The following is a 23332-nucleotide window of genomic DNA, read 5'->3' on the forward strand; positions in this document are numbered from 1 at the left end:
GTGACCATACGGCTACTGAAGGCGACCGGACAAGCCCCGGTCACGACCTCGACCGGCGGAGCCACGGGCGGCGCGTCCTGAAGAACGTCACCAGGAACATCACCTGGATGCCGCCCTCGACCAGGATGAGCAGCGCGGCGTCCACCGCGGCGACCACGGACCCGCCGCGCAGACCCTCTCGGACGGCGGCGAACGCGTGAACCAGCCCGTTGACGATGATCGGGCCGCCGTAGAAGGCGAAGACCGTCAGCGTGACGGAACCGCCCAGGGCGAGGGCGACGGCGTAGATCCGTACGGCCCGCCGCTCGTGCGGGGCCAGCTCGCCGGTGGGGTCGGCGGCCGGCGCGGAGGGCTTCCTGAACGGGGCGACCGCCCGGGCGAGCAGATACCGGACGTAACGGAGCCCGTCCCCGAACAGATCCTTGCACCGGAGCAGATCGCGCAGCACGAAGTAGAGGTCGGTGCGCATGTAGATCTGGGCCTGGAGGGGCAGGGACAGCAGCGTGGTCAGGATGAAGGCCCGCAGCAGCGCCTCGGCGAAGCCGGACAGCGGCAGGTACGCCACGGCCAGCAGCATCGTGGCGATGAGGAGGAGATCGGAGGCCATCCCGGCCAGGTACACGCGGTAGCGGCGCCGGCGCGGAACGCCCCAGATGGCGGTGACGTCGGTCTGCACGACGAGGTAGTGCAGCCGGGTGCCGAACGCGATGCGTGCCGGAGCGCCGAGCGAACGTGCCGCCAGCAGGTGCATCATCTCGTGCACGCTCGCGACGACGGAGAAGAAGGCCGTGTTGACCAGCACGGAGAGCCCGGTGTACTCGCTCCAGAAGAAGTCACGGTGATGGGGGAACAACCCTGGCCGCACGACGACGGTCAGTGCCGCGGCCGCGACGACGGCGAGCCAGACCAGCCTGACGGGCCGGGCGAAGAGCGGGCGTACGTGCCGCTCGGTGATGCCCGCGAAGTGGGCGGCCTTCGGCGCGGTCCCCGGCAGCGGCCGCCCGTCGATCTCGGCCACGAACTCGAGGTCGGCGAGCGATTCCACGAAGTCGGCCACGTCCAGCTCGACGTCATGCTCGTCGGCGACGGCGGCTTCGACGTCCGCGACCGGACGCCCTTCGCCGAGCAGCCGGATCACCTCTCCGCACACCGCGGGCAGCTCGACGAACTCGCCGAGGTCCGGGCGTCCGGCCACGATCGTCTCCGGGTCCTCGTCGTCGGGACGGACGACGAGCGGGTGCAGGCGTACGACGCTGCCCGCGCCGACCTCGGCCGCCGGGACGCTCACCCGGTCCCCGGCCCGTGCGGCGAGCCCGGCCCGCACAGCGGGCAGTCGTCGTCACGCGGGACGTCGATGAAGTACTGGTGGTCCCAGACGGCCATGTTCCAGTGGAAGACCCTGCCACGGGTCTGCGCCGGCAGGCCGCCGAGCTGATACAGCACTTCCAGCGCACAGAGGTGGCCGCTGATGTTCGCGCTGGCCGCGACCACCGCGTTCGGTCGTGACTCGGGCAGCAGCCGCCCGAGCTCCTTCTCCTTGCGTGCCTCCTCCTGCCGGTCCAGGCAGGCCCAGCAGCCGGTCTCGCCGGGCACGAACGAGCCCACGACGACCATCGGCCCGGTGTAGAGGCTCATGAACCACGGGGTGCCGGTCCGCAGGGCGGCCTCGTTGGTCCACTGGACGATCTCCGGATGGGGCTCGTCCGCGCACAGGACGAACAGGTCGTAGCCGCTCATCAGCTTCACGACGTCGTCGGGGCCGGTCACCCTGGTGTCGCTGCCGGTCACCTCGACCGCGCCGTTCATCGCCCGCAGCCGGGCGACGGCCTGGTCGACCTTGGGCTCGCCCACGTCCGGCTCGGCGTACAGGAGCTGGCGGGTCAGGTTCGACTCTTCGACGCGGTCGAAGTCGGCGATCCGCAGCGCTCCGATGCCGCTCGACACCAGTCCCGCCGCCACGGCGGAGCCGGTGCCGCCCACGCCGAGCAGGCTCACCCGGGCCGCCTTGATCCTGGACTGGACCTCGTGCGGTGACGTACGCGGCGTGGTGTCGATCCAGCTGAAGAAGTGGCGCGCCGATTCGTGCCGGGCGAGGTCGCGCTCGGTGAGGTTCTCCGGCACGGGCGCTCCGGCGTCCTCGATGAAGCCGCCCTCGATCAGGCCGGCGACGACGTCGCGCACGCTGTCGTCGTCCACGTCGGGACGGGTCGCGGTGAAGTCGGCGCAGATCTGGTCGACCGTCCTGGTGCCGTCCATGAGGGCCACGATCGCGGCGATGCTGCCCTCGTCGTCGTCGGCTATCTCGGAGGCCACCCCGAACTGGGACAGTCCGATGACGATGCGGTTGCCCGGCAGCAGGAACGGCTGGTGAACGCGTTTGACCCTGGGCAGGCGCACTCGTCACCTTCTCCTTCCCATGAAAAGCGGAACCGGCCGGATCTTCTCCGGCCGGTTCCGTGTGTCAGTAGATCAACCGCTCTGTCCGCCGCGGTTGATGGTGGTCTCGATCTTCTCGAGCTTCCTGATCTTGACTTCGAGCTTCTTCTTCTTCATCGACATCTCCTCGCTCTCGACCTCAAGCCGGGGAGACTCCCCGTACGACGACCGGCGAAGGACACGAGAAACAACGTGAGTCCCGCTCGCCACTCTTGTGAGCAAGATCCTGACACCTGCACGATATGGCCGTCAATGCCGTAATTTTTCGGACAACCGCTGTGGAAACGGCGGGCGGCGCGACCGAGTGAGAGGAAGGCCCGACATGGCCGGCACCTGTACGTTCTGCGGCATCATCGCCGACGACATCCCGGCCGAGATCGTCCACTCCGACGAGCACGTGGTCGCCTTCCTCGACATCTCGCAGGCGACCCGCGGCCACACCCTGGTCGTCCCGCGAGAGCACTGCCGCGACCTGACCGACATCGGCCCGGACCGCGCGGGCCTGCTGATGCGCGGCGCCGTACACACCGCCGACCTGCTGCGGCGCGCGCTGGAACCGGGTGGGATGAACATCTGGCACGCCACCGGCGCCACGGCCTGGCAGAGCGTGTTCCACTTCCACCTGCACCTGCTGCCCCGTTACGCCACCGACGACCTGCGGCAGGCTTGGACGCACCGGGAGCTGCCGCTGTCGTCGCTGGCCCCCCTGGCCGACCAGATCAGGACCGCGGCGGAACAGCGGCCGGCGCAGAGCTGAACGGCGCCCCCGTCCGCGTCGAACGCGACCAGGGAGGTCGGCGGCGCCCGACCTGGGCAGGTGTACCGCCCACCTCCTTGGCGATCTCCCGCACCACGTCCACGATGGCGAAATTGCGTTCGGTGAGCGAGCCGCCGGCGATGGTGACGCTCCTGCGGGTGCCGTCGCCGGCCGCCCGGTCCGCGGCGGTCACGTCGCCGGAGCTGTACTTGCCGGTGAGCACCCCGCCGGCCAGCGGCGAATACGGCACCACGCCCAGCCCCAGCTCGCGCGCCATGGGAATCAGGTCACATTCGCCGGTACGGTCGATCAGGCTGTAGCCGATCTGCAGCGCGACCACCGGCGCCCAGCCACGCAGGTCGGCGATGGCCTGCATGCGCGAGATCTGCCAGGCCGGGACGTTCGACATCGCCACGTACAGGACCTTGCCCTGCCGGACCAGATCGTCCATCCCGCGCATGATCTCCTCGACCGGCGTGGTGTAGTCCCACACGTGCAGGTAGAGCAGGTCGATGTAGTCGGTGTTCAGCCGGCGCAGGCTGCTCTCCACCGACGCGAACAGGTTCTTGCGGTGCGGCCCGCCGGAGTTGGGGTCGCCGGGCCGGCGCAGCGTCGTGTACTTCGTCGCCAGCACCAGGCGCTCGCGGTCGTCGCCGACGAACTCGCCCAGAATGCGCTCGGAGCTGCCGCCGGTGTACGTGCTGGCGGTGTCGATGAAGTTGCCGCCGCGCTCGACGTACCGGTCGAACAGCTTGCGCGCGTCGTCCCGCTCGGCGCCCCAGCCCCACTCGGTGCCGAACGTCGCCGCGCCCAGCGCCAGCGGCGAGACCCGCAGCCCGGAGCGGCCCAGCAGCCGGTAGGTGTCGAGGGTGAGTGACATCGTGTCCTCCTGAGCTCGTGATCCGTTGTCGAGCTCCGAGTCTGCGACGGCCCTGAGCAGGGGGTAAGGGAAGGAAATGCCGGGGAAGGATTTTCCCACCCTCGCGGCAAAATCGAAGGCGATGACCGGCACCGTGGACACGACCCAGGAGCTGGCCGCCTTCCTGCGGCCCCGGCGCGAACGCCTCGACCCGCGCGACCTCGGTTTGCCGCCGCGCTGGCAGGCACGCCGGACCCCGGGGCTGCGCCGCGAAGAGGTCGCCGAGCTGGCCGGGGTCAGCATCGACTACATCGTCCGCCTGGAGCAGGGCCGCGGGCTGCGACCCTCGGCCGGCGTGGCGGAGGCGCTGGCGCGGGCGCTGCGCCTGGCCCCCGACGAGCGCGCCTACCTCTTCAACCTGTCCCGGCAGCGGCCGAGCGACGCGGGCGAGCGCGCCACCACCGCGCCGCCGCCGCTGGCCCAGCTGGTCGCCGACCTGTCACCGCGGCCGGCCATGCTGATGAACCACCGCTGCCAAGGCGTCGGCAGTGCTCCGCCTTTCAGGACGCTGTTGCCCAATTCGGTGGGTCATGCGGTGAGTGCCAGGTCGAGGCGCGCGGAGTGTGAGACTCGGGTCGCGCCGGGGGTGTCTCGGTGAGCCAGGCGTCTAGGCGGATGAGGTTGATCGCGGCAGCTGACAGCGCGTTGGCCAGGTGGGTCTTGTTCAGGCCGAGGTATCCGCCGATCAGACGGTCTCGTCCAGCTGGGCAGCCAGTTGTTCCAGGCCGCCCTTGATGAGCCGCCCGTAGTCGTCGTCGCCGAGCGCGCCGATCCCGTCCCGCGCCTGCTGGAGGTGCGCACGGGCGCGGTCGAGCTCGCCCAGCTTGCGGTAGCACTCGGTCAGGTTGAGGTGCAGCGACGGATACAGGCCGGCCACTGACAGCGGCACCCCGGCCTGGGCCACCCGCTCGTCCGTGATCGAGCCGACGGCGGCGAGCGCGCGCAGATCCCAGATCAGCTCCTCGCGCACGTCGTCCTGCACGTCGGCCATCGAGTGGGCGAGGACGCAGACGTGCAGCGGATCGCCCTGCTCGCCGCCGATGTCGTCCCAGATCCGTGCGAACAGCTCGCGGGCGTCGTCACGCCGGCCCTGCTGGTGGTTCAGCTCCACGCCCTGGGCGATCCGGGCCATCGTCGGGTCGGCGGTCATGCGCGGCTCCTTCACGGTCGCGGAACGGTCGCGGCACAGCCTACTCGGGCCTCATTCAGCCCGACGATCTTTCACCGACCGGCGGACGACCCCACCGGCCTGCCGTCCCGTCCCGGCGCCACCGGGCCGCCCGATCCGGTGCGTTCGGGCCGGTCTCCGGTGGTGCGCGCCGAGCGGCAACGGGCCTGGTCGGCTCGGGCCGGTTGCCCGTGGCGAGCACCTGGCGGCAACGGACCTGGTGCTCGCGGGTCAGTTTCCCGTGGTGAGGACCACGCGGTAGCGGGCCTGGTTGTCCACCACGCGCTGGTACGCCTCGTTGATCTGCTCCAGCGGACGCTCCTCGGTGATGGGCCGCACGCCGGTCAGCGCGGCGAAGCGCAGGGTGTCCTCCACGTCCTTGGCGGTCCCGGACGGGTGGCCGTGCACCGACTTCGAGCTCGGCAGGATCTGGAACGGGCTGACCTCGATCGGCTCGGGCGTGGCGCCGACCACGAGCAGTTCGCCGTTGTACTTCAGCCCGTCGATCGCCGCGCTCATCGCGGCGGAGCTCATGGCCGTGGCGAGCACGACCTGTGCACCGCCGAGCGCCTGCAGCGCCTCGGCTGGGTCGTTCGCCGTGGAGTCGATGTAGTGGTGCGCGCCGAGCCGCTTGGCCAGGTCGGCCTTCTCGGTGCCGCGCGAGATCGCCACCACCTCGAAGCCCATCTTCGCGGCGAACTGGATGCCCAGGTGGCCGAGCCCGCCGATGCCGAGCACCGCGACCAGGTCGCCGGGGCGGGCGGAGCTGCGGCGCAGGGAGTTGAAGGTCGCGACGCCCGCGCAGCCCATGGGCGCGGCGTCGACCGCTGAGAACCCTTCGGGGATCCGGGCCAGCGCCGTGGCCGGGACGATCGTGGCATCGGCGTATCCGCCGGCGTAGTGCCAGCCCGGCACCTTGACCTGGGCGCAGTGGATGAAGTCGCCCGCGCGGCAGGCGTCGCAGGACCCGCAGTTACCGCCGAACCAGCCGACCTCGACGCGGTCGCCGACCGTCCAGCCGGTCACGCCCGCACCGAGGGCGTCGATGCGGCCGGCGATCTCGTGGCCGAACACGGCCGGCCACTCCACGGGGTAGCCGCCGTTGACGAAGTAGTGGTCGGTGTGGCAGACGCCGACGGCCTCGACCTTGACGCGGACCTCGCCGCGCCCCGGCTCGGGCAGGTCAGCCTCGACGAAGGTGAAGCCGCCGCCGACCTCGGTCACCTGGGCGGAACGAATCTTGGTCATGATGTACCTCGCTGCTCTGTCGTGTTGACACTCATCAGTTTTCCCTCGTCAGAGGCCCTTATGAGGGTCACCATCGGCCCTGCGCGACCTAGGACTCTCAGACCCAGGCACGACGGCGGCCCGCTTGGCACCATGGGGGTATGAGCGTCAATCGTGAGCTGGCCGACTTCCTGCGTCGTGCCCGGAGCAAGGTGGATCCGGCGCGGGCCGGGCTGCCGCCCGACGACCGGATCCGGCGCGTCCCAGGACTGCGCCGGGAGGAGGTCGCGCTGCTGGCCGGCGTGTCCACCGACTACTACACGCGGCTGGAGCAGGGGCGCCGCATCACGCCGTCGGACCAGGTGCTCGACGCCGTCGCGAACGCGCTCGACCTCGACGACGCCGGCCGGACGTACCTGCGCGAGCTGGTCGGCGCGACGACGCGCACCACGCGCCGGCGCGCGCCGAGCGTCCAGCGGGTGCGGCCCGGGCTCTACCAGCTGCTCGACAGCCTCGACGGAAATCCGGTGCTCATCCTGGGCAGGCGGACGGACGTGCTCGCCGCCAACCGGCTGGCCCGCGCGCTGTTCACCGACTTCGACGCGATGCCGCCCAGGGAGCGGAACTACTCGCGCTGGATGTTCCTCGACTCGGCCGCCCGAGACCTGTTCGTCGACTGGGAGGAGCACGCCCGCAACTGCGTCGAGAGCCTCCGCCTCGACCTGGCCGCCAACCCCGACGACCCGCTCGCCCGCGACCTGCTGGCGACCTTGTCGGAGCACAGCGGGGAGTTCCGCGCCTGGTGGGACGCCCACGGTGTCTACCAGCGCACGTTCGGCAGCAAGACCCTGCGCCATCCCGTCGTCGGTGAGCTGACCGTCGAGTTCGAGACCTTCACCATGCCGGGCGACAACGACCAGACCATGTTCGTCTACACCACCGAGCCGGGGACGGCGTCCCGCGAGGCCCTCAACCTGCTCGCGAGCTGGACCCTGACCAGACCGGGGACAGACCCGGCACCCGCACCCCCACCGCCAGGACGGTAGGGGCCGGGTGGTGGCCGGCCCCCTTTCGCGGGAGCTGCGCCGGTCAGGGATTTCGGGTCAGGAACTCGTGCAGGCTGCGGCAGGCCCTGGTCAGCGAGGTCGAACCGCGTCTCTTCGCGTGGGCGGCCACCTCGGCGATCTCGCCGCGCGCTCCGGCCCAGGTTGCGATGGTGGTGGCCAGGACGACGGCGTCGGTGTGCGGGCGCTGGGCCCGTTCGCCCTCTCCCGGGAGGAAGGCGGCCAGGAAGTGGCGCAGGATCGTCCAGACCTCGGCGTGCGCGCCCTGCCTGGCGGCCAGCTCCAGCGAGGGCAACGCCGGGCCGGCCGGAAAGCGGGTGCGCCGGTCCAGCAGCCCCAGCAGCCGGCCCGTCTCGGCGGCGGGCAGCGCGTCCTTGGCCGCCAGCCGCAGCAGCGGGGGCACCGCCTCGTCGCCCTCCAAGGTGAGGAAGTAGGCCAGGATCAGGGCGGTCGCCGGTCCCGACGTGCCTTCGGCCTGGGCCAGGGCATGGAGGTCGTCGATCGTGAGCTGGGGCAGGTGGTAGCCGTCGATCAGGCCGATCGCCAGGTGGGCCGCTGCCAGCTCCCGGTGATGAGGCGTCATACCGGGCCAGAACTCCCGTGACCCGCGCCGGAACGAGATCGTCCTGGGCGCAGTCAGCAGGGTGTCGAGGCGGGCGAGGCCCGTGGGCGGGATCGGCTCCCAGCTCACCTGGACGCTGCCGCGCCGGTCGCGGGCGTCTCCGCCGTAGGTGCCATCGCCTGGGGACCAGGTCAGCTCCACCCGCGGGGACGGCGGCGCGCCGCGCCCGAACCAGTGGGCCACGGTCGCGGCGGCGGCCGTCCCGATGGCTCTCGCGCGTTCGGCCAGGTCGGGGGAGGGGCCGGGCGGGACGCGCAACAGGGCCTGCTGCAGGTCCAGCGGCAGCGGCTCGCGGCCGGACGCCGCGCACACGATCAGGCGATCGAGCAGCGTCTCCGGGTCGAGGTGGCCGTCGGCGCGGGTGGGGGTGGCCAGCAGGAGCGGGGGCAGAGTGCCGGCCTTCGCCGCGCGCAGCAGCTCGTCGAGGCGGGACAGCAGGAAGAGGTCGGGGTGGGCGCACCGCCGCGACGGCGGGAGACGGCTCCAGGGGGCGGACGCGGGCCGGGTTCGCGGGTCGTAGAGATCCTCTGGGGCGGCCTCCGGTTCGTGCGGATCGGTCCTGGAATCGGCCGTCCGCAGGAACTGCTCCTGGAAGGAGTCGGGCATCTCGTGCAGCGGGAAGAGCGGGCGTAGGCCGGGGAACAGCTCGTACGCGGTGACCGCGACGTTCATCATGCTGTCGTACAGGGTCTGACCAAGATCGCCCAGGCCGGCCTGAGTCGCGCCGGTCCGCTGGTCGGACGTCGTCCCCCAGGACGAGGCGCGCCGCCTCGGCGGACGCGCGTCCGGCGGGCCCGGATCCTCGCCGGGATTGACGAGTTCCCTGGCCAGCGCGGTGCACCAGTCACGAGGCGAACGCCACTCCGGCATGTCGTAGAGCACCGGCCGCAGCTCCTCGCCGAACTGGCGGGCCGGCGTCCGCTTCAGGGCGGCCGGGTCGGTGTACGCCTGCCGCGTGACCGCCGCCAGCCACGCCTCCACACCGATCCACCCGGCCTCCGCCGACCGGCCGCTCTCCGCACCTGAACCGGAGAACGAGCCGAACTCCGCGTCCACGTTCGGGAACGGGCCTGGGACGGTGGTTTCGGGCAGGCGGCCGGGGGTGAAGTCGCCGGTCCAGCCCTCCGCGAAGCGCTCGAAGAGCCGGCGGGCCGAGGCGGGGGGCAGCAGTTCGGCCGCCTCCAGGATCGGGGCCGCGTCCGTGAGGTGGGCGGCGTGCTTGAGGGTGAGGGTGACCGCGCGGTCGCGTACCTCGTGCGCGGCGTGCCCGTAGGCGTGGGTCAGCGCCGTGACGTGGTCGGACACCCGTTCCGGATGCTCGCCGAGGTGACGGTCGAGCCAGGCCAGGCCCTTCACGGCGAGCCCGGTCTCCTGGCGGAAGGTCATCGCCTCGACGGCCTCGGCGACGTCCGCGGGATCGAGCCGAGCCCCGCGCACCTGCCGCCAGGCCAGCTCGGCCACCGGGCCCGGCGCGACGGGCAGCAGCCGCAGGTAGTCGCGCAGCCGCCCGGCCGACTCCTGCGGCGTGGGCGCGACGAGCGTGTGCAGCCGGACGAAGAAGCGCAGGTCGCGCACGTCGCCGCCGCGCAGGAACCGGCTCACGCAGCCGTCGATGACCTGCTCGCGCGGCAGCGTGCGGGCGGTCAGGGCCAGCCAGTGGGACGGCTCAGGGGTGAGCGTCTCGCCGGACAGGGCCCGGCCCGCGCCGGCCGCTTCGAAGATCTTCGGCAGCAGGTGCGGTGTCAGCGGGTCGCCGGGCACGCCCGCCGCCGACAGCCAGGCCGCCACCAGCGGCTCGTGGTCGGGCGGAATGACGTCGGCGTCGCGCAGCAGCTCCAGGGCCAGCGGCACGATCCGGTCGTCGGTACGGCGGACGCGGCGCGCCAGCCGTACCGCGAGATCGGCACGCCAGGACGCCGGGCGGCCGGAGATCGCCCGCACCACCCGGTGCGGGCTCGGCGCGCCGGCCCAACGGGGGAGGTTGAAGTCGCGCCGCATCAGCCAGGTGGCCGCCCCGGCCGGCCCCGGCAGGGTCGCCGCGCCCACCATCATCAGCACCTCGGCCGCGACGGCGTCCAGGTCGAGCGTGTCCCAACCGGCGGGCCGGTTGGCGCGGAGCACGGCGAGCAGGCCGGGCGCGTCGGCGGCGACGGCGGCCCGCTCGGCGTCGGTGAGCCGCGGTAATCGCCCGGCCAGCCCCTCGGCGTCGTGGTCGAGCACGAGAGCCCTGATCTCTGTACGAACGCCGTCAATGGTCATGACGTGGCCTCCGTGAGCTGGGCGTGCAGGCGGCGGCATTCGTGGGCGAAGCGGCTCGTGCGCCGGCTTCCCGTGAACGCGGCCACGGCCGGGATCTCCCCGCGCGCGCCGGTCCAGCCGGCCACGTCGGCGGCGAAGGCGACGAGCTCGGTGTGGGTCACGCTCGCCCGCTGCCCCTCGCGCGGCAGCAGCTCGGGCAGCAGGACACGCAGGATGCGCCACACCTCGTGGTGGCCGCCGGCGTCGGCCAGCTCGGTCAGGACCGCGATGGCGGGACGGGTCTGCAGCCAGGTGCGGCGCAGCACCAGCGCGAGCTGGCGGCCGATCGCCTCGGCGGGCAGCTCGCTCTTGGCGGCCATGCGCAGGATCAGCGGGATCATGTCCGGCACGCCGCTGACGAGGAGGTAGGCGAGGATCACCGCGGTGGCCTCGCCGAGCGGGCCCTGGGCGAGCTCCAGGTCGGCGATCTCCGCCGGAGCCGCCCACGTGCCCCAGTGGCCGCGCAGCAGATAGGGGAGCAGGTTGACGGCCACGATCTCGCGATGCGAGGGCACCATGGCGGGCCAGACCCCGATCGTGCTGTTGTACTGGTCGAACAGCCATTCGGACGGCTCGCGCAGCAGCACCTCGTCGATCAGCCGGTGGCCGGTCGGGGCCGTCACCCGCAGCACGGGCCGCAGCCTGACCTCGGTGAAGTGGTCCGGCTCCGTGTCGCCGAACTCGACCATGGTCGCGCCGACCATGTGGCGCCACACCAGGCCGCACTCGGGGTCGGCCAGGCCGTCACCGGCGAGCCAGCGGGCGGCCGAGCGCGCCGCCTCCGAGTCGACCTTGGCCGCCCGGTCGGCCGCGGTCTGGTGGCGGCCCCTGGGCAACCGCAGCAGCGCCTGCGCCAGGTCGGACGGGACCGGCTCGACTCTGGCGGCGGCACAGGTCTCCAGCCGGTCGACCAGCACGTCGGGGTCGAGATGGCCGCTCATCCAGGTAGGCGTGGCCAGCAGCACCGGCTGCAGGGCGCCGTCGCGGAGGGCTGCGAGGAGCTCGGCGTAGCGGTGGAGCAGGAAGTCGTGCGGCGGGGGGACCTGGTTGGGAGAGGGCAGGTAATTGCGCCGCCGCCACTCCTCGTGCTCGGGCAGCGGCTCCGGCATGAAGGAACGCAGCCGGGGCGGGACGAAGACCACGGTCACCTGCACGAGCGGTTCGTCCGCGCCCGGCGGGGGCACCGGGCGGCCTGATCGCATCGCCTTGATCCTGGCGGGGTCGACGCCGAGCTCGGCCATCCGCTCATAGGCGATGTCCAGGACGCGGGACGGCATGGCCTTCGCGGAGCCGTCGTAAAGGCCGCGGGGCCCCGCCGGACGATCCGGACGCGGGTCGCCATGGCGGTCCTCGTCGTGCTCCGGCGGCAGCTCGGTGCCGGTGGTGCCGGTGCCGGTGGTGCCGGTGTCGCTGGAGTCGGCGTAGGTGGAGTCGGCGTCGGTGGGGGAGGGCCCCAGGTCGATCCGGCCGTTGGAGAAGGGGACCTGCCGCCCGCCCTCGCGGGCCACCGCATGAGCCGGGCCGTCGTCGCTGGTCCAGGTGATGAAAAAGGCACGCAGTGGGGCGTCGTCATCGAGGTAGCGGCCGGGCCGGTAGAAGCCGCCCACGGTGATCCGCCGGGGCGACGGCTCGTCGCCGGGTTCCTCGCCACGGGTGAGGACGCGCACCCGTACGGAGTGGTTCGCCGAGTCCCAGAACCTCTGCGGCCTGACCGGCGGCCGCGGCGGCGCGCTGCCGGGGTTCACGAGCTCGGCGGACAGCGCCGACTGCCAGTCGCCGGGGTCGAGGCGCATGTCCTTGCCCCGCCAGCCGTACACGTGCGGCTGGATCTGCTCGACGTGGAACCTGAGCCGGCGGCGCAGTTCCTCCCTGTCGGCGGCGGCTCCGGCGACGAAGGCCGCCAGCCAGCGCTCGCGGCCGGCCCAGCCCTCGACGCGGCCGGGCGCGAGCGACGGCTCGGGGAACGGCTGCGGCTCGGCTAGCTCCGGCAGCGGCGGGAACTCCTTCTCCTCCGGCAGCGCCTCGGCCGGGGCCTGTCCGCCGAACCGCTCGGCCAGCCTCGCGCCCAGGCCGGGGGCCAGGTGGCGGAGGCCGTCGAGGATCGCCTCGGCGTGGCCGGCGAACGCCTCGGCGTGCTTCAGGCTCAGCTCGACCGCGCGGTTGCGCACGTCGAAGGAGTCGTGCGCGTACGCCGTGGTCAGCGCGGCCACGAAGTCGCCGGCCGCCTCCGGCGTGGCCCGGAGCGCCTGGTCGAGCCAGCGCAGCCCGGTGACGGCGAGTTTGGCCTCGGCCCTGAAGGTCAGGGCCTCGACCGCCTCGACCAGGTCGGCGTGGTCGAGCGGCGCCGCGCGCACCTGCCCAGCGGCCAGTTCGGCGACCGTACCGGGGGCTGACGGCAGCAGCCGCAGGTAGTCGCGCAGGCGGGGAGCAGTCTCGGCGGGCGTGGGGGCGAGCAGCGTGTGCAGCCGGACGAAGAAGCGCAGGTCCTGCGCCTCGCCGCCGCGCAGGAAACGGCGCACGCAACTGTCGAGCACCTGGTCTCTGGGCAGCTCGCGGGCGGCGGTGGCCAGCCAGTGCGACGGCCGCGGCTCCAGCCGTTCGTCACGGAGGGCCCGGCCCGCGCCGCCGGCGTCGAAGACCCGGGGCAGCAGCACGCCCGTCAGCGGGTCACGGGCCACGCTCGGTGCGGCCAGCCAGGCGGCCACCAGCGGGTCGTGGTCGGGCGGCACGGCGCCGGACTCGCGCAGCAGCGCCAGGGCCAGCGGCGCGATGCGGTCATTGGGCCGGCGGATCCGCCTGGCCAGCCGGACCGCGACGTCGCGGCGCCACTCCAGGGGGCGGGTGCCCGCCACCCGGCACACCTGGGCGACGTCGATGGCGGCGGCCCAGCGGCGGTTGACGTCGCGGCCGGTCATCCAGGTCACCGCGGCGGCCGGGCCGCCGATGACACCGACACCGGTCAGCAGCAGCGCCTGGGACGCCGTGTCGAGCGCGTCGCCGATCTGCCAGGAGGACAGCTCCTCGAAGTCGTCGGGGTGCTCGGCGCGCACCCGCTCGGTGTGGGCGCGGCGCAGCTCCTTGACCAGGCCGGGTAAGTGCCCGCCCAGCTCGGCGCGTTCGGCGTCGGTGAGTGTGACCAGCCGGTCGGTCAGGCGGATGACCTGATTAGCGGCGACCAGGTCGCGGATCTCCGTCCAGAGGGTCATCGGGAGACCTCCACGGCGGCGCGGGCGACGATCCGGGCGGCCAGCACGTGTTTGCACGGCCCGCGCGAGCCGCGATGGTCCCACCACCACTCGCAGGTGCAGGAGCCGTCGGCCAGGGAGACCTGGCGGGTGCCGCCCGAGGTGCTGACGGTGGCCGACTCTCCGTCGAGCCGCACGGCGCCCGCCTCGACGAGCTTGCGCGCCTTGGCCAGCCGCGGGTTGAGCAGGCTCACGTCGTCCTTGTCGTACGGCAGCTCGCGGTGGAAGTGGGCGGCCTCCGACAGGTCGTAGCCGACCCGGCCGGCCACGCCGAGCTGGGTCAGCGCCGCCCGCACCCGGTCGGCGGGCAGGCCGGCGCGGTCGGCCAGCAGGCCGATCTCGACCTCGGGCTCGAAGTTGAGCAGCATGCCCACCACGTCGGCGTCGGCGTCGGCCTCGTCGGTGGCCAGGTCGTCGAGCACCGCGCCCTCGCCGGAGAAGCCGCGCCAGCGCGCGGGCGACAGGGTGAGCGTGTAGCGCATGCCGGGCAGCTCGAGCTCCCAGGCGCTGGAGGAGGCGTCGGCGGGCCCGTACACCCGCAGCGACTTCGCGAAGCGCAGTAGCGGCAGCAGGGTGGCCAGCCGGTTGGGGCTCGCGAGCTGGACCGAGCCGGCGATCCGACGGGGCGAGACCTTCAGCTCGCGGCCCGCCTGCGCCACCCACACCGTGTCCTTCCTGGGCAGCCCGCGCAAAAAGCGCACCGCCGCCATGCCGGCCAGCTCGCCGCGCTGGTCCATGCCGGAGGCGATGACCTGCACCTCGGCGAAGCCGCGCAGCCAGCGCTCGGGCAGCGGCACCTTCTTCTCCACCACCGCGCCGTCCATCGTGGTCACGACCAGCTCGTCGAGGCCCACCCCCAGGTGCAGCGGGTCACGCGCGCCGATGCGGGCCAGCGCCTCGCGCAGCGGCGCGTTGACGTCGACGTTGGTGGTGCCCCGGTCGAACACCTCGCCGTCGAGCGCGCCGCTCAGCAGGTCGAGCCGGGCGTAGACGCCGCCGCAGGCCGAGAACGACTCGAACCGCAGCCGGTCGCCGTTGCACGTCACCACGGGGTCGCGCACCCAGCCGGGCCGCGACTGCGGCTGGTGGTAGCGGGCCAGCGCCACGTCGGCGACGCCGAGCAGGGCCGCCGCGGCGGGAGCGGCCTGGGTCACCACGCCGCTGAAGAACCGGGGGGCCACGGCCGGGCCGGACAGGGCCCGCCCGCCGGAGGTCGCCAGCCCGAGCCGGCCGTCGACGAGGGAGGAGGGCGCGGCGTACGTGTACGCCTGCGTCGATGAGGTCATGGCCGGGACAGTAGATCAACGCACCGACAAACCGGCTCGCCGCTGATCAGAGGCACTTTCATGGGCCACCGCGCGGGACGTTCACGGTGGTGTGCGACGGCACTCGACCCCGGGCCTTGACGGCCGCCATGACCGCGCGCTACTAGTGATCGAACTCTGTCGGGGGAGCCACACATCCACTCAGTGGAGGCACGGGCCATGGCTGGAGCGACGTTCGGCATTCTGGGCCCCGTCCAGGTGCGCGCGGCGGACGGGCGGGAGATCGCGCTCAAGGGCAAGGAGCACGTGGTCCTGACGACGCTCCTGCTCAACGTCAACGCGCCCGTCTCCAGAGACCGGCTGATCGCCGCGCTGTGGGAGACGGCCCCGCCCTCCGCCGTCTCCAACCTGCAGACCCACGTCGCCCGCATCAGGAAGGCGCTCGGGTCCGACGTCCGCCTGTTCACCAGGGGCTCCGGATATCTGCTTGAGGCGGACGAGGAGGACGTCGACCTGCTGGTCTTCGACCGTGAGGTGCGCCGGGCGCGGGCCGACGCGCGGCGGGGCGACCTCGTCGCCGCGGCACGCGGGTTCCAGGGGGCACTGGCGTTGTGGCGAGGGCGTCCTGCCGAGGGCGTCCAGGTGCACGACTGGATGCGCGAACGGGTGGCCGAGCTGGAGGAACGGCTGGCCGAGACGCGCCTGGACGACGCCGAGGCCAGGCTGGGGGCCGGCTCGCCCGCGGAGGTGATCGGCGACCTGCGGTCGTTCGTCGCCGAGCAGCCTCTGCGCGAGCGGGCCTGGCACCTGCTCATGCTCGCGTACGTACGGGCCGGCCAGCGCCATCGCGCACTGGAGACCTACGAGCGGGCGCGCACGCACCTCGTCGCAGAGCGGGGCGCGGAACCCGGCCTCGACCTGAGGCGGCTGCACGCCGTCACCCTGGCCGACGAGCTGAGCGCGGCCGAACCCGGACCGCGCACCACGGTCTGCCAGCTCCCGCCCGACCACGCCGACTTCGTGGGCCGGCGCGACGAGGTGGCCGCGGTCACGCGGAACCTGCTCTCGGCGCACGGCACATCCGCCGGCACGGCCGTGCCCGTCAGCGCCATTTCCGGCCAGGGCGGCGTGGGCAAGACCACGCTGGCCGTGCACGTCGCGCACCGGCTCAGGCACGAGTTCCCCGACGGCCAGCTCTACATCGACCTGCGCGGGTGCGAGCGGCATCCGCTCGACGCGGCCGAGGCGCTGGGCCGGTTCCTGCGCGCCCTGGGCCTGGACAGCTCCCGGCTGCCGGCCGACCTGGACGAGCGCGTCGAGCTCTACCGCGAGACCCTCGCCGACCGGCGCTACCTCATGGTGCTCGACAACGCGGCGGACGAGGCCCAGGTACGCCCGCTCATCCCGGGCACGCGCGGCTGCGCCGTACTGATCACCAGCAGGCAGCGGCTGGCCATGCTCCCCGCGACCCGGCGCATCGACCTGGACGTCCTGCCCGTCGCGGACGCGGTCGAGCTGCTGGGGAACATCATCGGCGCCGAGAAGGTCGTCGACACGCCCTCCGAGGCCCGCACCCTGGTCCGGCTCTGCGGCGAGCTGCCGCTGGCCGTGCGCATCGCCGGCGCCAAGCTCGCCGCGCGCCCCCACTGGGACCTGGGCCACCTGATCACCCGCCTGAGCGACACGCGCGGCCGGCTCGGCCAGCTCTCCCACGGCTCCCGCGAGGTCCGGGCCAGCATCGCCATCGGCTACCAGAGCCTGCCGTCCCAGGCGCAGCGGATGTTCCGCCTGCTGGGCCTGCTGGAGGCGCCCGACTTCGCGATCTGGGCCGGCGCCGCGCTGCTCGACACGTCCGAGCCGGAGGCCGAGCAGCTGATGGAACAGCTCGCCGACGTCCGCCTGCTTGAGGTGGCGGGTCACGGGCCCGGCGGGCAGGTGCGCTTCCGGTTCCACGACCTGATCCGGGCGTACGCGCGGGAGCGGGCCGAGGCCGACGAGCCGGACGGCGCACGTTCCGCCGCTCTCGAACGTGCCTTCAGCTCCTGGCTCGACCTGGCCAGGCGAGCACACCGGCGGCTGTGTGGCGGTGACTACCGGATGGTCCACGGCGACGGGATCGTCTGGCGGCTCGACGCGAAGGCCGCGGGAGGCGTGGTGGCCGACCCGCTGGCCTGGATCGAGGCCGAGGCGGCGAGCGTCGTGGAGGGCGTGCGCCAGTGCGCGGCGCTGGGGTTCGACGAGCTCTGCTGGGACCTGGCCACCAGCACTCTGGACCTGTTCCAGACCAGGAACTTCCACAACGAATGGCGCGTCACGCATGAGACCGCGCTGCGCAGAGCCCGCGTGTCGGGCGACCTGCGCGGGCAGGCGGCCATGCTGCACGGGCTCGCCCGGCTGTGCTTCGCCCTCGACGACCGGACCGGGTGCGGCCTGGCCCTTGAGGAGGCCCTGGAGCTGTTCGACAAGGCCGGCGACCGGCACGGGCACGCCCTGGCCCTGGTCAACCAGGCCGAGTTGCACCGGCTCCAAGGGCGCGACGCCGACGCGCTGGCCTGCTACGAACAGGCCGGCGAGGGCCTGGCACGGGCCGGCGACCGGAGCACGGAGATCACCGTCCTGCGGGGCATCGGCCGGATCCACTTCCGCATGGGCCGGCTGGAGCAGGCCGGCACGTTCGTCCGGCGGGCGGTGCGGATGGCGGACGAGATCGGCGACGTGCGTTCGCGCGAGTTCACCAGGATCGTGCTGGGGGAGATCGTGCTCACCCAGGGCGACCCCGCCGCCGCGGAAGGCCACTTCAGCCAGGCGCTGGCCGTGCTCGGCGCGCTCGGTTTCCCGAGCGGCGTCGGCTACGCCTCCCTGGGCCTGGCCGAGGCGCGGCTCGCCCGGCAGGATCTCGCCGACGCCGAACCCCTCCTGGAACGGGCCGTGGCCATATATCGCGATATGGGCGACAAGGTAGGGCAGGCCCGCGTGCTGTTCACCCAGGCCGAAGTGTGGCGCAGGCAGCGGCGTCTGGACGCGGCGGCCGCGCTGCTCGACGAGATCGTCGCCATGTGCGCGGCCATCCAGGCCCCGAGCCGCCAGGGCCTGGCCCTGCGCCTGCTGGGCGACGTGCACCGCGACGCGGGAGACCTGCCCGCCGCCGTGGCCGCCTGGCGCCGCGCCCTCACCCTCCTGGAGGCCACGTCCGCACCGGAGGCCGGCGAGGTCGCCGCGCTGATCGAGCAGCACACCGCCTGACCGTACGGCGCGCACAAGGCACCGTGACGAACGGGCCAGGGAACATTCGTTCAATCCACCACCGCGCACCGGCGGCGACACTGGGGGCCCACGACCGGGCACGACCGGCCACGATGCCGGTCGAGCCACAGAGACGAGGGCGGGTTCATGCGGATTCTCATTTCCGGCGCCAGCATCGCCGGCCCCGTGCTGGCGTACTGGCTGACCAGGCACGGCTGCTCCGTCACCGTCGTCGAGCGGGCACCGGCCCCGCGCTGGACCGGCGGCCACGCGGTGGACCTGTTCCGGCCCGCGATGGACATCACGGAGAAGATGGGCGTGCTCCCGCGCGTCGAGGAGCGGGCCACCGGCACGACGCGGATGACCCTGCGCGGTGAGGGCGCGCGGCGTCCCGTCCGGGTGGACCTCGGCAAGATTTTCAGCGTCGCGTCGGGCCGGCACGTCGAGATCATGCGCGACGACCTGAGCGAGATCTACTATGACGCCACGCGCGACGACGTCGAGTACGTCTTCGACGACTCGATCACCGCGATCTCGCCCGACGGCGAGGTGCGGTTCGAGCAGGCGCCGCCGCGCCGCTTCGACCTCGTCGTCGGCGCGGACGGGCTGCACTCCAACGTGCGCCGCCGCGAGGCACGGGCGTTGTTCCTGTTCCGGAGCGAGCGCGAGCTCGACTACCACCGCCACGACGTGCCCCGCCAGAAGGAGCTGCTGCGCGGCGCGTTCGAGGGGCTGCATCCCGACGTGGACCGCTGGCTGGACGAGCTCGGCCGCACCCCGGCGTTCTACTTCGACTCGATCTCCCAGCTCCGCATGGACACCTGGTCGCGGGGGAGGGTGACGCTCGTCGGCGACGCGGGCTACTGCCCCGGGCCGGCCGTCGGCGGCAGCACCAGCCTGGCCGTCGTCGGCGCGTACGTGCTGGCGGGGGAGCTGGCGCGGGCGGGCGGCGATCACGAGCGCGCCTTTCCCGCGTACGAGCGCGCGATGGCCGGGCACGTGCGCGGCAGCCGCGCGGCGGCGCTCAGCGCGGCCAAGACCCTGGTGCCCACCTCCCGCCTCGGCGTCTCGGCGCTGGCCCAGGGCATCCGCCTCATCTCCGCCCTGCCCGCCGGCCCCAGGCGCGCCCTGCTCCGCCTCACCACCAAGAGCGGGCGCGTGTACGAGTCCATGACCCTGGACGACTACCCGTCGTCACTCAAGACGTCCGGATCCTGACCCCGCCGCAGGATCGTCAACCGGCCGGCGGCGCGGCGGTGGAGGCGCGGTAGACCATGGAGACGGGCAGGACCTCCTGCGCCGACGCGCTCCGCTCCGCGATGCGATCGAGGAGCAGGCGGACGGCGGCCGCCCCGGCGTCGTAGAACGGCATCCGCACGGTCGTCAGCGGCGGGATCGTACGGGCCGCGACCGGATGATCGTCACAGCCGACCACCGAGCAGTCGTCGGGGACGCGCCGCCCCCGCTCGTGCAGGGCGTTGAGCACCCCGACGGCCATGAGGTCGTTCTGTACGTAGATCGCGGTGATGTCGGGCGCTCGGTCGAGCAGCCGGTGCGTGGCCGCGTAGCCGCCCTCGACCTCCCACGCGCCGTCCTCGACCAGGAGCGGATCGTAGGCCAGGCCATGCCCGGCCAGCACCTCCCGGTAGACGGCGGTGCGCTGCTGCGCGCTGTGCCGCCGCAGCAGGCCGGTCACCGTGGCGATCCGGCGGTGGCCGAGCGCGAGCAGGTGGCGGACCGGGAGCGCCGCGCTGTTCTCGGCCTCGATGGTGACGGACGGGACCCCGCCGCCGGCGATGTCGTGCAGACTGACGCAGGGCGGCCCGCCGCGCAGCAGCCGTCCGACCTCCTCGTCCTCCTCGGTCGCGGGGGCGTTCATGATGATGCCGTCGACTCGGCGTTCCATCAGCACGCGCAGGTAACGCACGCAGTCGGAGCCGTCGGGATCCAGGCTGCTGAGGATCACGCTGAGGCCGTGCCGGCGTGCCTCGCGCTCGATGCCGACGAGGGACAGCGCCGCCGTCGAGTTGCTGAAGTCGACGGTGATCACCCCGAGCGTCAGCGAGCTGCGTGACTGCAGGCTGCGGGCCAGCGCGTTGGGGATGTAGCCGATCTCCTCGGCCGCCTCGATGATGCGCTGCCGGGTGGCCGGGGTGACGGCGCCCTTGCCGTTGAGCACCTTGCTCACCGTCTGGAAGCTCACGTTGGCGCGCGCGGCGACGTCCCTGAGCGAGACACTGGCCACGGTCTTTACCTCCGAAGGGCGAACGTTCGCCTTCGGATCGGCCCAGGTCCGGAGCATCCGGCCATGCCCTCATGCCCCCATTCCCCCCCCCATCCCCCCCATCCTGCCCCCTCGTCTCAGTTCCCGCGCCTCGATCCCGGCGGGAAGGAGAGGACCCACCATGACCGATCTCGGCCGCCGGCGATTCCTCGGACTGTCCGGCGCCGCCCTGGCGGGCGTCCTCGGCGTCTCCGGATGCAGCCGCAGCTCGTAGCAGGAGGCGGCCACCACGGCCGGCGCCGACGTGATCCGCTGGTGGGATCACTTCCAGCCGCTCAAGCCGCTGTACGAGCGCATGTTCGCCGAGTACGGCAAGGCCCACCCCGGAACCCGGGTGGAGCACGTGGTCTACAACCCGAGCGAGATGGGCCAGGCGCTGCAACTGGCGTTCAAGAGCAACCAGATCGCCGACGTGCACACGGTCGTCGGCCTCGGATCGTCGGAGGCGGCCCTGGTCGCCGGCGGCTGGTTCTCCCCCCTCGCGAACCCCGACGCGATCCGGGCGAAACTCCCCGCCGACAGCCTGCTCGAAGGACTGCACGTCTTCGACGGCAAGCTCTACACCTCTCCCGTCTTCACCCCCCGCCAGTACGCCACACTCAACTGGTTCAACCGCGACCTGGTCGAGAAGGTGGGCGGCGATCCGGACGCGGGCCCCGCGACGTGGGACGAGTTCCGCGCTCTCGCCGCGCGGATCACCAAGGACGGCGGCGGCCGGGCGTACGGCTGGATCCAGGGGCTGCAGTTCCAGGAGCGGATGCAGACCCACGTCACCGAGCTGGCCATGTCGGCCGGGAGGGCCAGCTGTTCGTGTCCGGCAAGTCCAAGCACGTCGAAGCGGCCTCCGAGCTGCTGGCCCAGTGCACCGGGCCCGAGTTCAACCGGGCGCTGGCGAGCTACATGGACCAGGTGCCCCTCGACCTGGAGGCCGTGGCCACGGCGGACGTGCACCCGACGTACAAGCGGGCGGTCGAGCTGTTCGGCCGGAACGTCCGGCTCGCGCCCAGCCCCGTCTCCCGCAACCCCGCCGTCACCCAGGTGATCAGCGAGACGAAGGAGCAGAGACCCACGCTCGGCGAGATCACCCAGGGCATCCTCAGCGGCGAGATCACCGACATCGGCAGGACGCTGCGCGAGCACAACGGCAAGCTCGCCGCCGAGCGGGAGCGCGCCACGCGGGTGGTGTCGGGCAAGGGGGTGCGGGTGAGTCTCGACGACTGGGCCTTCCCGAACTGGAAGCGCGGCGAGGACTACACGGCGGAGATGTACCGGCAATGACGAGCACCTCGACACAAAAGGCGACACGAACCGTGACACCAAAGGCGACGGTCCGCCGCCGGGGGCTCTCCGCCAGACTGTGGTCGGAACGCTGGTCGTACGTCTTCCTGCTGCCCACCGTCGTGCTGTTCGGCATGTACACGGTCTGGCCGATCGTCTCCGGCCTGTACTACTCCCTGCTCGACTGGAACGGGCTCGGCGCCGAGCGGCCCTTCATCGGCCTGGCCAACTACCGTGAGGCGTTCGGCGACCCGCTGTTCTGGAAGTCGCTCGGGGTCACCCTGCTGATCATCGCGATGACCGTGCCGCTGCGGGTCGGGCTGATCCTGCTGGTCGCGCTCGTCCTGAACAACCCGCGGCTGCCCCTGGCCAAGCTGTTCAGGACCGCGCTGTTCGTGCCCGTGGTGACGACGACGGCGATCATCGGCGTGGTCATGGGGTTCATCTTCGACCCCGCCGGCGGCCCGGTGAACCAGCTGCTGCTCGGCCTCGGGATCGTCGATCAGCCCGTCGACTTCCTGGGCGACCCCGCCACCTCCCTGTGGACGGTGATGGGCGTGCACATGTGGAAGTGGTTCGGGATCACGCTCGTCTTGGCCGCGATCCAGGCCGCCGGCCTCCGCTACGCGAACCGCGTCAGGAGCAGCTCATGAACGTCTCCGCCGTCCGCCGCCGGTTGGGGATCTGGGCCCAGGTGGCCGTGCTCGCCGTCGTCTGCGTGGTGTGGATCTATCCGCTGCTCTGGATCGTCTCCGCCTCGCTGAAGGACTCGCTGGGGGTCTTCTCCGGCGGGCTCGGCCTGATCCCCGGCTCGCCGCACTTCGAGAACTACGCGCGGGCTTGGCGGGACGCCGACTTCGGGCTCTACACGGTGAACAGCGTGCTCGTCACCCTGAGCACGGTGGTGCTGGTCGTCCTGCGCTGCGCCCTGGCCGGCTACGTCATCGCCCGCCGCGACTTCATCGGCAAGCGCGTGGTCGTCGGCGTGCTGGTGGCGACGTTGTTCGCGCCAGGCGGCCTGACGATCATCCCGGTGGTGGAGCTCAGCGACCTCCTGGGGCTGCTGAACTCGCGTACGGGCATCGTCCTCGCCCTCGCGGGCGGCGGCCACGTCGCGGCCGTCCTGCTCTACGCCGGCTACTTCGCCCGCATCCCGCGCGAGCTCGAAGAGGCGATCATGGACGGCGCGGGCTTCCTGCGTACGTTCTTCCGCGTCGTGCTGCCCCTGGCCGGCCCGGTCACCGCGACCGTCAGCGTGATGACCTTCCTGGCGGCCTGGAACAACTTCCTGCTGCCGCTGGTGTTCACCTTCAGCCGCCCGGACCTGCGCACGCTCTCGGTGGGCATGCTCGCCTTCCGCGGCACCAACTCCACCGACTGGTCCGGCCTGGCCGCCGCGGGCACCATCTCGCTGATCCCGCTGCTCCTCGTCTTCCTCGCCCTCCAGCGCTACTTCGTCGAAGGCGTCGCCGGAGCCGTGAAGTCCTGACGCGCCGACCCCGCCGGAGCCGTGCGGCCCCGGCGCG

General features: G+C 72.6%; 20 protein-coding genes. 10 read left to right on the forward strand and 10 right to left on the reverse strand.

Features of this window, described 5'->3' with window-relative positions; all coding sequences use genetic code 11:
* Positions 1-40 precede the first annotated feature (40 nt).
* From AB0C27_RS53000 to AB0C27_RS53010, 3 genes are all read right to left on the reverse strand, one after another.
* The gene (locus tag AB0C27_RS53000) at positions 41-1324 is read right to left on the reverse strand and encodes a hypothetical protein (protein WP_357862390.1); all 1284 of its coding nucleotides are present in this window, start codon (positions 1322-1324) and stop codon (positions 41-43) included.
* Entirely contained in the window at positions 1285-2397 is a 1113-nt protein-coding gene (locus AB0C27_RS53005) for a TOMM precursor leader peptide-binding protein (RefSeq protein ID WP_357862391.1), read from the reverse strand. Before AB0C27_RS53005 ends, AB0C27_RS53000 begins: the two co-directional genes overlap by 40 nt.
* 72 nt (positions 2398-2469) lie before the next feature.
* Positions 2470-2658, reverse strand: a complete 189-nt coding sequence (locus AB0C27_RS53010) for a hypothetical protein (protein WP_357862393.1) — start codon at positions 2656-2658, stop codon at positions 2470-2472.
* Positions 2659-2758: 100 nt separating this feature from the next.
* Here AB0C27_RS53010 and AB0C27_RS53015 point away from each other — a divergent pair, with 100 nt between their 5' ends.
* A complete protein-coding gene (locus AB0C27_RS53015; protein WP_357862395.1) occupies positions 2759-3193 on the forward strand; it encodes an HIT domain-containing protein in 435 nt (144 codons plus the stop codon).
* Here AB0C27_RS53015 and AB0C27_RS53020 read toward each other — a convergent pair.
* The gene (locus tag AB0C27_RS53020) at positions 3156-4073 is read right to left on the reverse strand and encodes an aldo/keto reductase (RefSeq protein ID WP_357862397.1); all 918 of its coding nucleotides are present in this window, start codon (positions 4071-4073) and stop codon (positions 3156-3158) included. The genes AB0C27_RS53015 and AB0C27_RS53020 overlap by 38 nt on opposite strands.
* 121 nt (positions 4074-4194) lie before the next feature.
* Here AB0C27_RS53020 and AB0C27_RS53025 point away from each other — a divergent pair, with 121 nt between their 5' ends.
* Positions 4195-4710, forward strand: a complete 516-nt coding sequence (locus tag AB0C27_RS53025) for a helix-turn-helix transcriptional regulator (RefSeq protein ID WP_357862399.1) — start codon at positions 4195-4197, stop codon at positions 4708-4710.
* Between the two features lie 87 nt (positions 4711-4797).
* Here the strand turns inward: AB0C27_RS53025 and AB0C27_RS53030 are convergent, their stop codons facing one another.
* Together AB0C27_RS53030 and AB0C27_RS53035 are read right to left on the reverse strand one after the other, a co-directional pair.
* Complete coding sequence (locus tag AB0C27_RS53030; RefSeq protein WP_357862401.1) at positions 4798-5262, reverse strand: hypothetical protein; 465 nt, start codon at positions 5260-5262, stop codon at positions 4798-4800.
* Positions 5263-5511: 249 nt separating this feature from the next.
* Complete coding sequence (locus AB0C27_RS53035) at positions 5512-6528, reverse strand: alcohol dehydrogenase catalytic domain-containing protein (RefSeq protein ID WP_357862403.1); 1017 nt, start codon at positions 6526-6528, stop codon at positions 5512-5514.
* A gap of 140 nt (positions 6529-6668) precedes the next feature.
* Between AB0C27_RS53035 and AB0C27_RS53040 the strand changes: the two genes are divergently transcribed.
* Positions 6669-7553, forward strand: a complete 885-nt coding sequence (locus AB0C27_RS53040; protein WP_357862404.1) for a helix-turn-helix transcriptional regulator — start codon at positions 6669-6671, stop codon at positions 7551-7553.
* Between the two features lie 43 nt (positions 7554-7596).
* On the opposite strand, the gene AB0C27_RS53045 is transcribed toward AB0C27_RS53040, so the two are convergent.
* Genes AB0C27_RS53045 through AB0C27_RS53055 form a run of 3 tightly spaced genes read right to left on the reverse strand, consistent with a single transcriptional unit; the run spans position 7597 to position 15022 of the window.
* Positions 7597-10452, reverse strand: a complete 2856-nt coding sequence (locus AB0C27_RS53045; protein ID WP_357862406.1) for a hypothetical protein — start codon at positions 10450-10452, stop codon at positions 7597-7599.
* Complete coding sequence (locus tag AB0C27_RS53050) at positions 10449-13697, reverse strand: hypothetical protein (RefSeq protein ID WP_357862408.1); 3249 nt, start codon at positions 13695-13697, stop codon at positions 10449-10451. The genes AB0C27_RS53045 and AB0C27_RS53050 overlap by 4 nt, the downstream gene beginning before the upstream one ends.
* Positions 13694-15022, reverse strand: a complete 1329-nt coding sequence (locus tag AB0C27_RS53055) for an SWIM zinc finger family protein (RefSeq protein WP_357862410.1) — start codon at positions 15020-15022, stop codon at positions 13694-13696. Before AB0C27_RS53055 ends, AB0C27_RS53050 begins: the two co-directional genes overlap by 4 nt.
* A 198-nt stretch (positions 15023-15220) precedes the next feature.
* Here AB0C27_RS53055 and AB0C27_RS53060 point away from each other — a divergent pair, with 198 nt between their 5' ends.
* The gene (locus AB0C27_RS53060) at positions 15221-18244 is read left to right on the forward strand and encodes a BTAD domain-containing putative transcriptional regulator (RefSeq protein WP_357862412.1); all 3024 of its coding nucleotides are present in this window, start codon (positions 15221-15223) and stop codon (positions 18242-18244) included.
* 147 nt (positions 18245-18391) lie between these two features.
* Entirely contained in the window at positions 18392-19462 is a 1071-nt protein-coding gene (locus tag AB0C27_RS53065) for an FAD-dependent monooxygenase (protein ID WP_357862414.1), read from the forward strand.
* A gap of 16 nt (positions 19463-19478) precedes the next feature.
* Here AB0C27_RS53065 and AB0C27_RS53070 read toward each other — a convergent pair whose 3' ends face one another.
* Positions 19479-20489 (reverse strand): LacI family DNA-binding transcriptional regulator, encoded by a 1011-nt coding sequence (locus AB0C27_RS53070; protein WP_357862416.1) that lies wholly within the window; start codon positions 20487-20489, stop codon positions 19479-19481.
* Between the two features lie 160 nt (positions 20490-20649).
* On the opposite strand from AB0C27_RS53070, the gene AB0C27_RS53075 reads away from it, so the two are divergent.
* The 5 genes from AB0C27_RS53075 to AB0C27_RS53095 are packed head-to-tail and all read left to right on the forward strand — an operon-like array spanning position 20650 to position 23295.
* Positions 20650-20742 carry a twin-arginine translocation signal domain-containing protein gene (locus AB0C27_RS53075; RefSeq protein WP_357862417.1) on the forward strand — a complete coding sequence of 31 codons (93 nt, stop codon included), beginning with the start codon at positions 20650-20652 and terminating at the stop codon, positions 20740-20742.
* 30 nt (positions 20743-20772) lie between these two features.
* Positions 20773-21570 carry an extracellular solute-binding protein gene (locus AB0C27_RS53080; RefSeq protein ID WP_357862419.1) on the forward strand — a complete coding sequence of 266 codons (798 nt, stop codon included), beginning with the start codon at positions 20773-20775 and terminating at the stop codon, positions 21568-21570.
* Positions 21567-21806, forward strand: a complete 240-nt coding sequence (locus AB0C27_RS53085) for a hypothetical protein (protein ID WP_357862421.1) — start codon at positions 21567-21569, stop codon at positions 21804-21806. The genes AB0C27_RS53080 and AB0C27_RS53085 overlap by 4 nt, the downstream gene beginning before the upstream one ends.
* Before the next feature lie 32 nt (positions 21807-21838).
* Positions 21839-22459 carry a sugar ABC transporter permease gene (locus AB0C27_RS53090; RefSeq protein ID WP_357862423.1) on the forward strand — a complete coding sequence of 207 codons (621 nt, stop codon included), beginning with the start codon at positions 21839-21841 and terminating at the stop codon, positions 22457-22459.
* Positions 22456-23295 carry a carbohydrate ABC transporter permease gene (locus tag AB0C27_RS53095; protein WP_357862425.1) on the forward strand — a complete coding sequence of 280 codons (840 nt, stop codon included), beginning with the start codon at positions 22456-22458 and terminating at the stop codon, positions 23293-23295. Before AB0C27_RS53090 ends, AB0C27_RS53095 begins: the two co-directional genes overlap by 4 nt.
* The last annotated feature ends 37 nt before the right edge of the window (positions 23296-23332 follow it).

This window comes from Nonomuraea sp. NPDC048882, from assembly GCF_040649755.1.
Taxonomy (GTDB): domain Bacteria; phylum Actinomycetota; class Actinomycetes; order Streptosporangiales; family Streptosporangiaceae; genus Nonomuraea; species Nonomuraea maheshkhaliensis.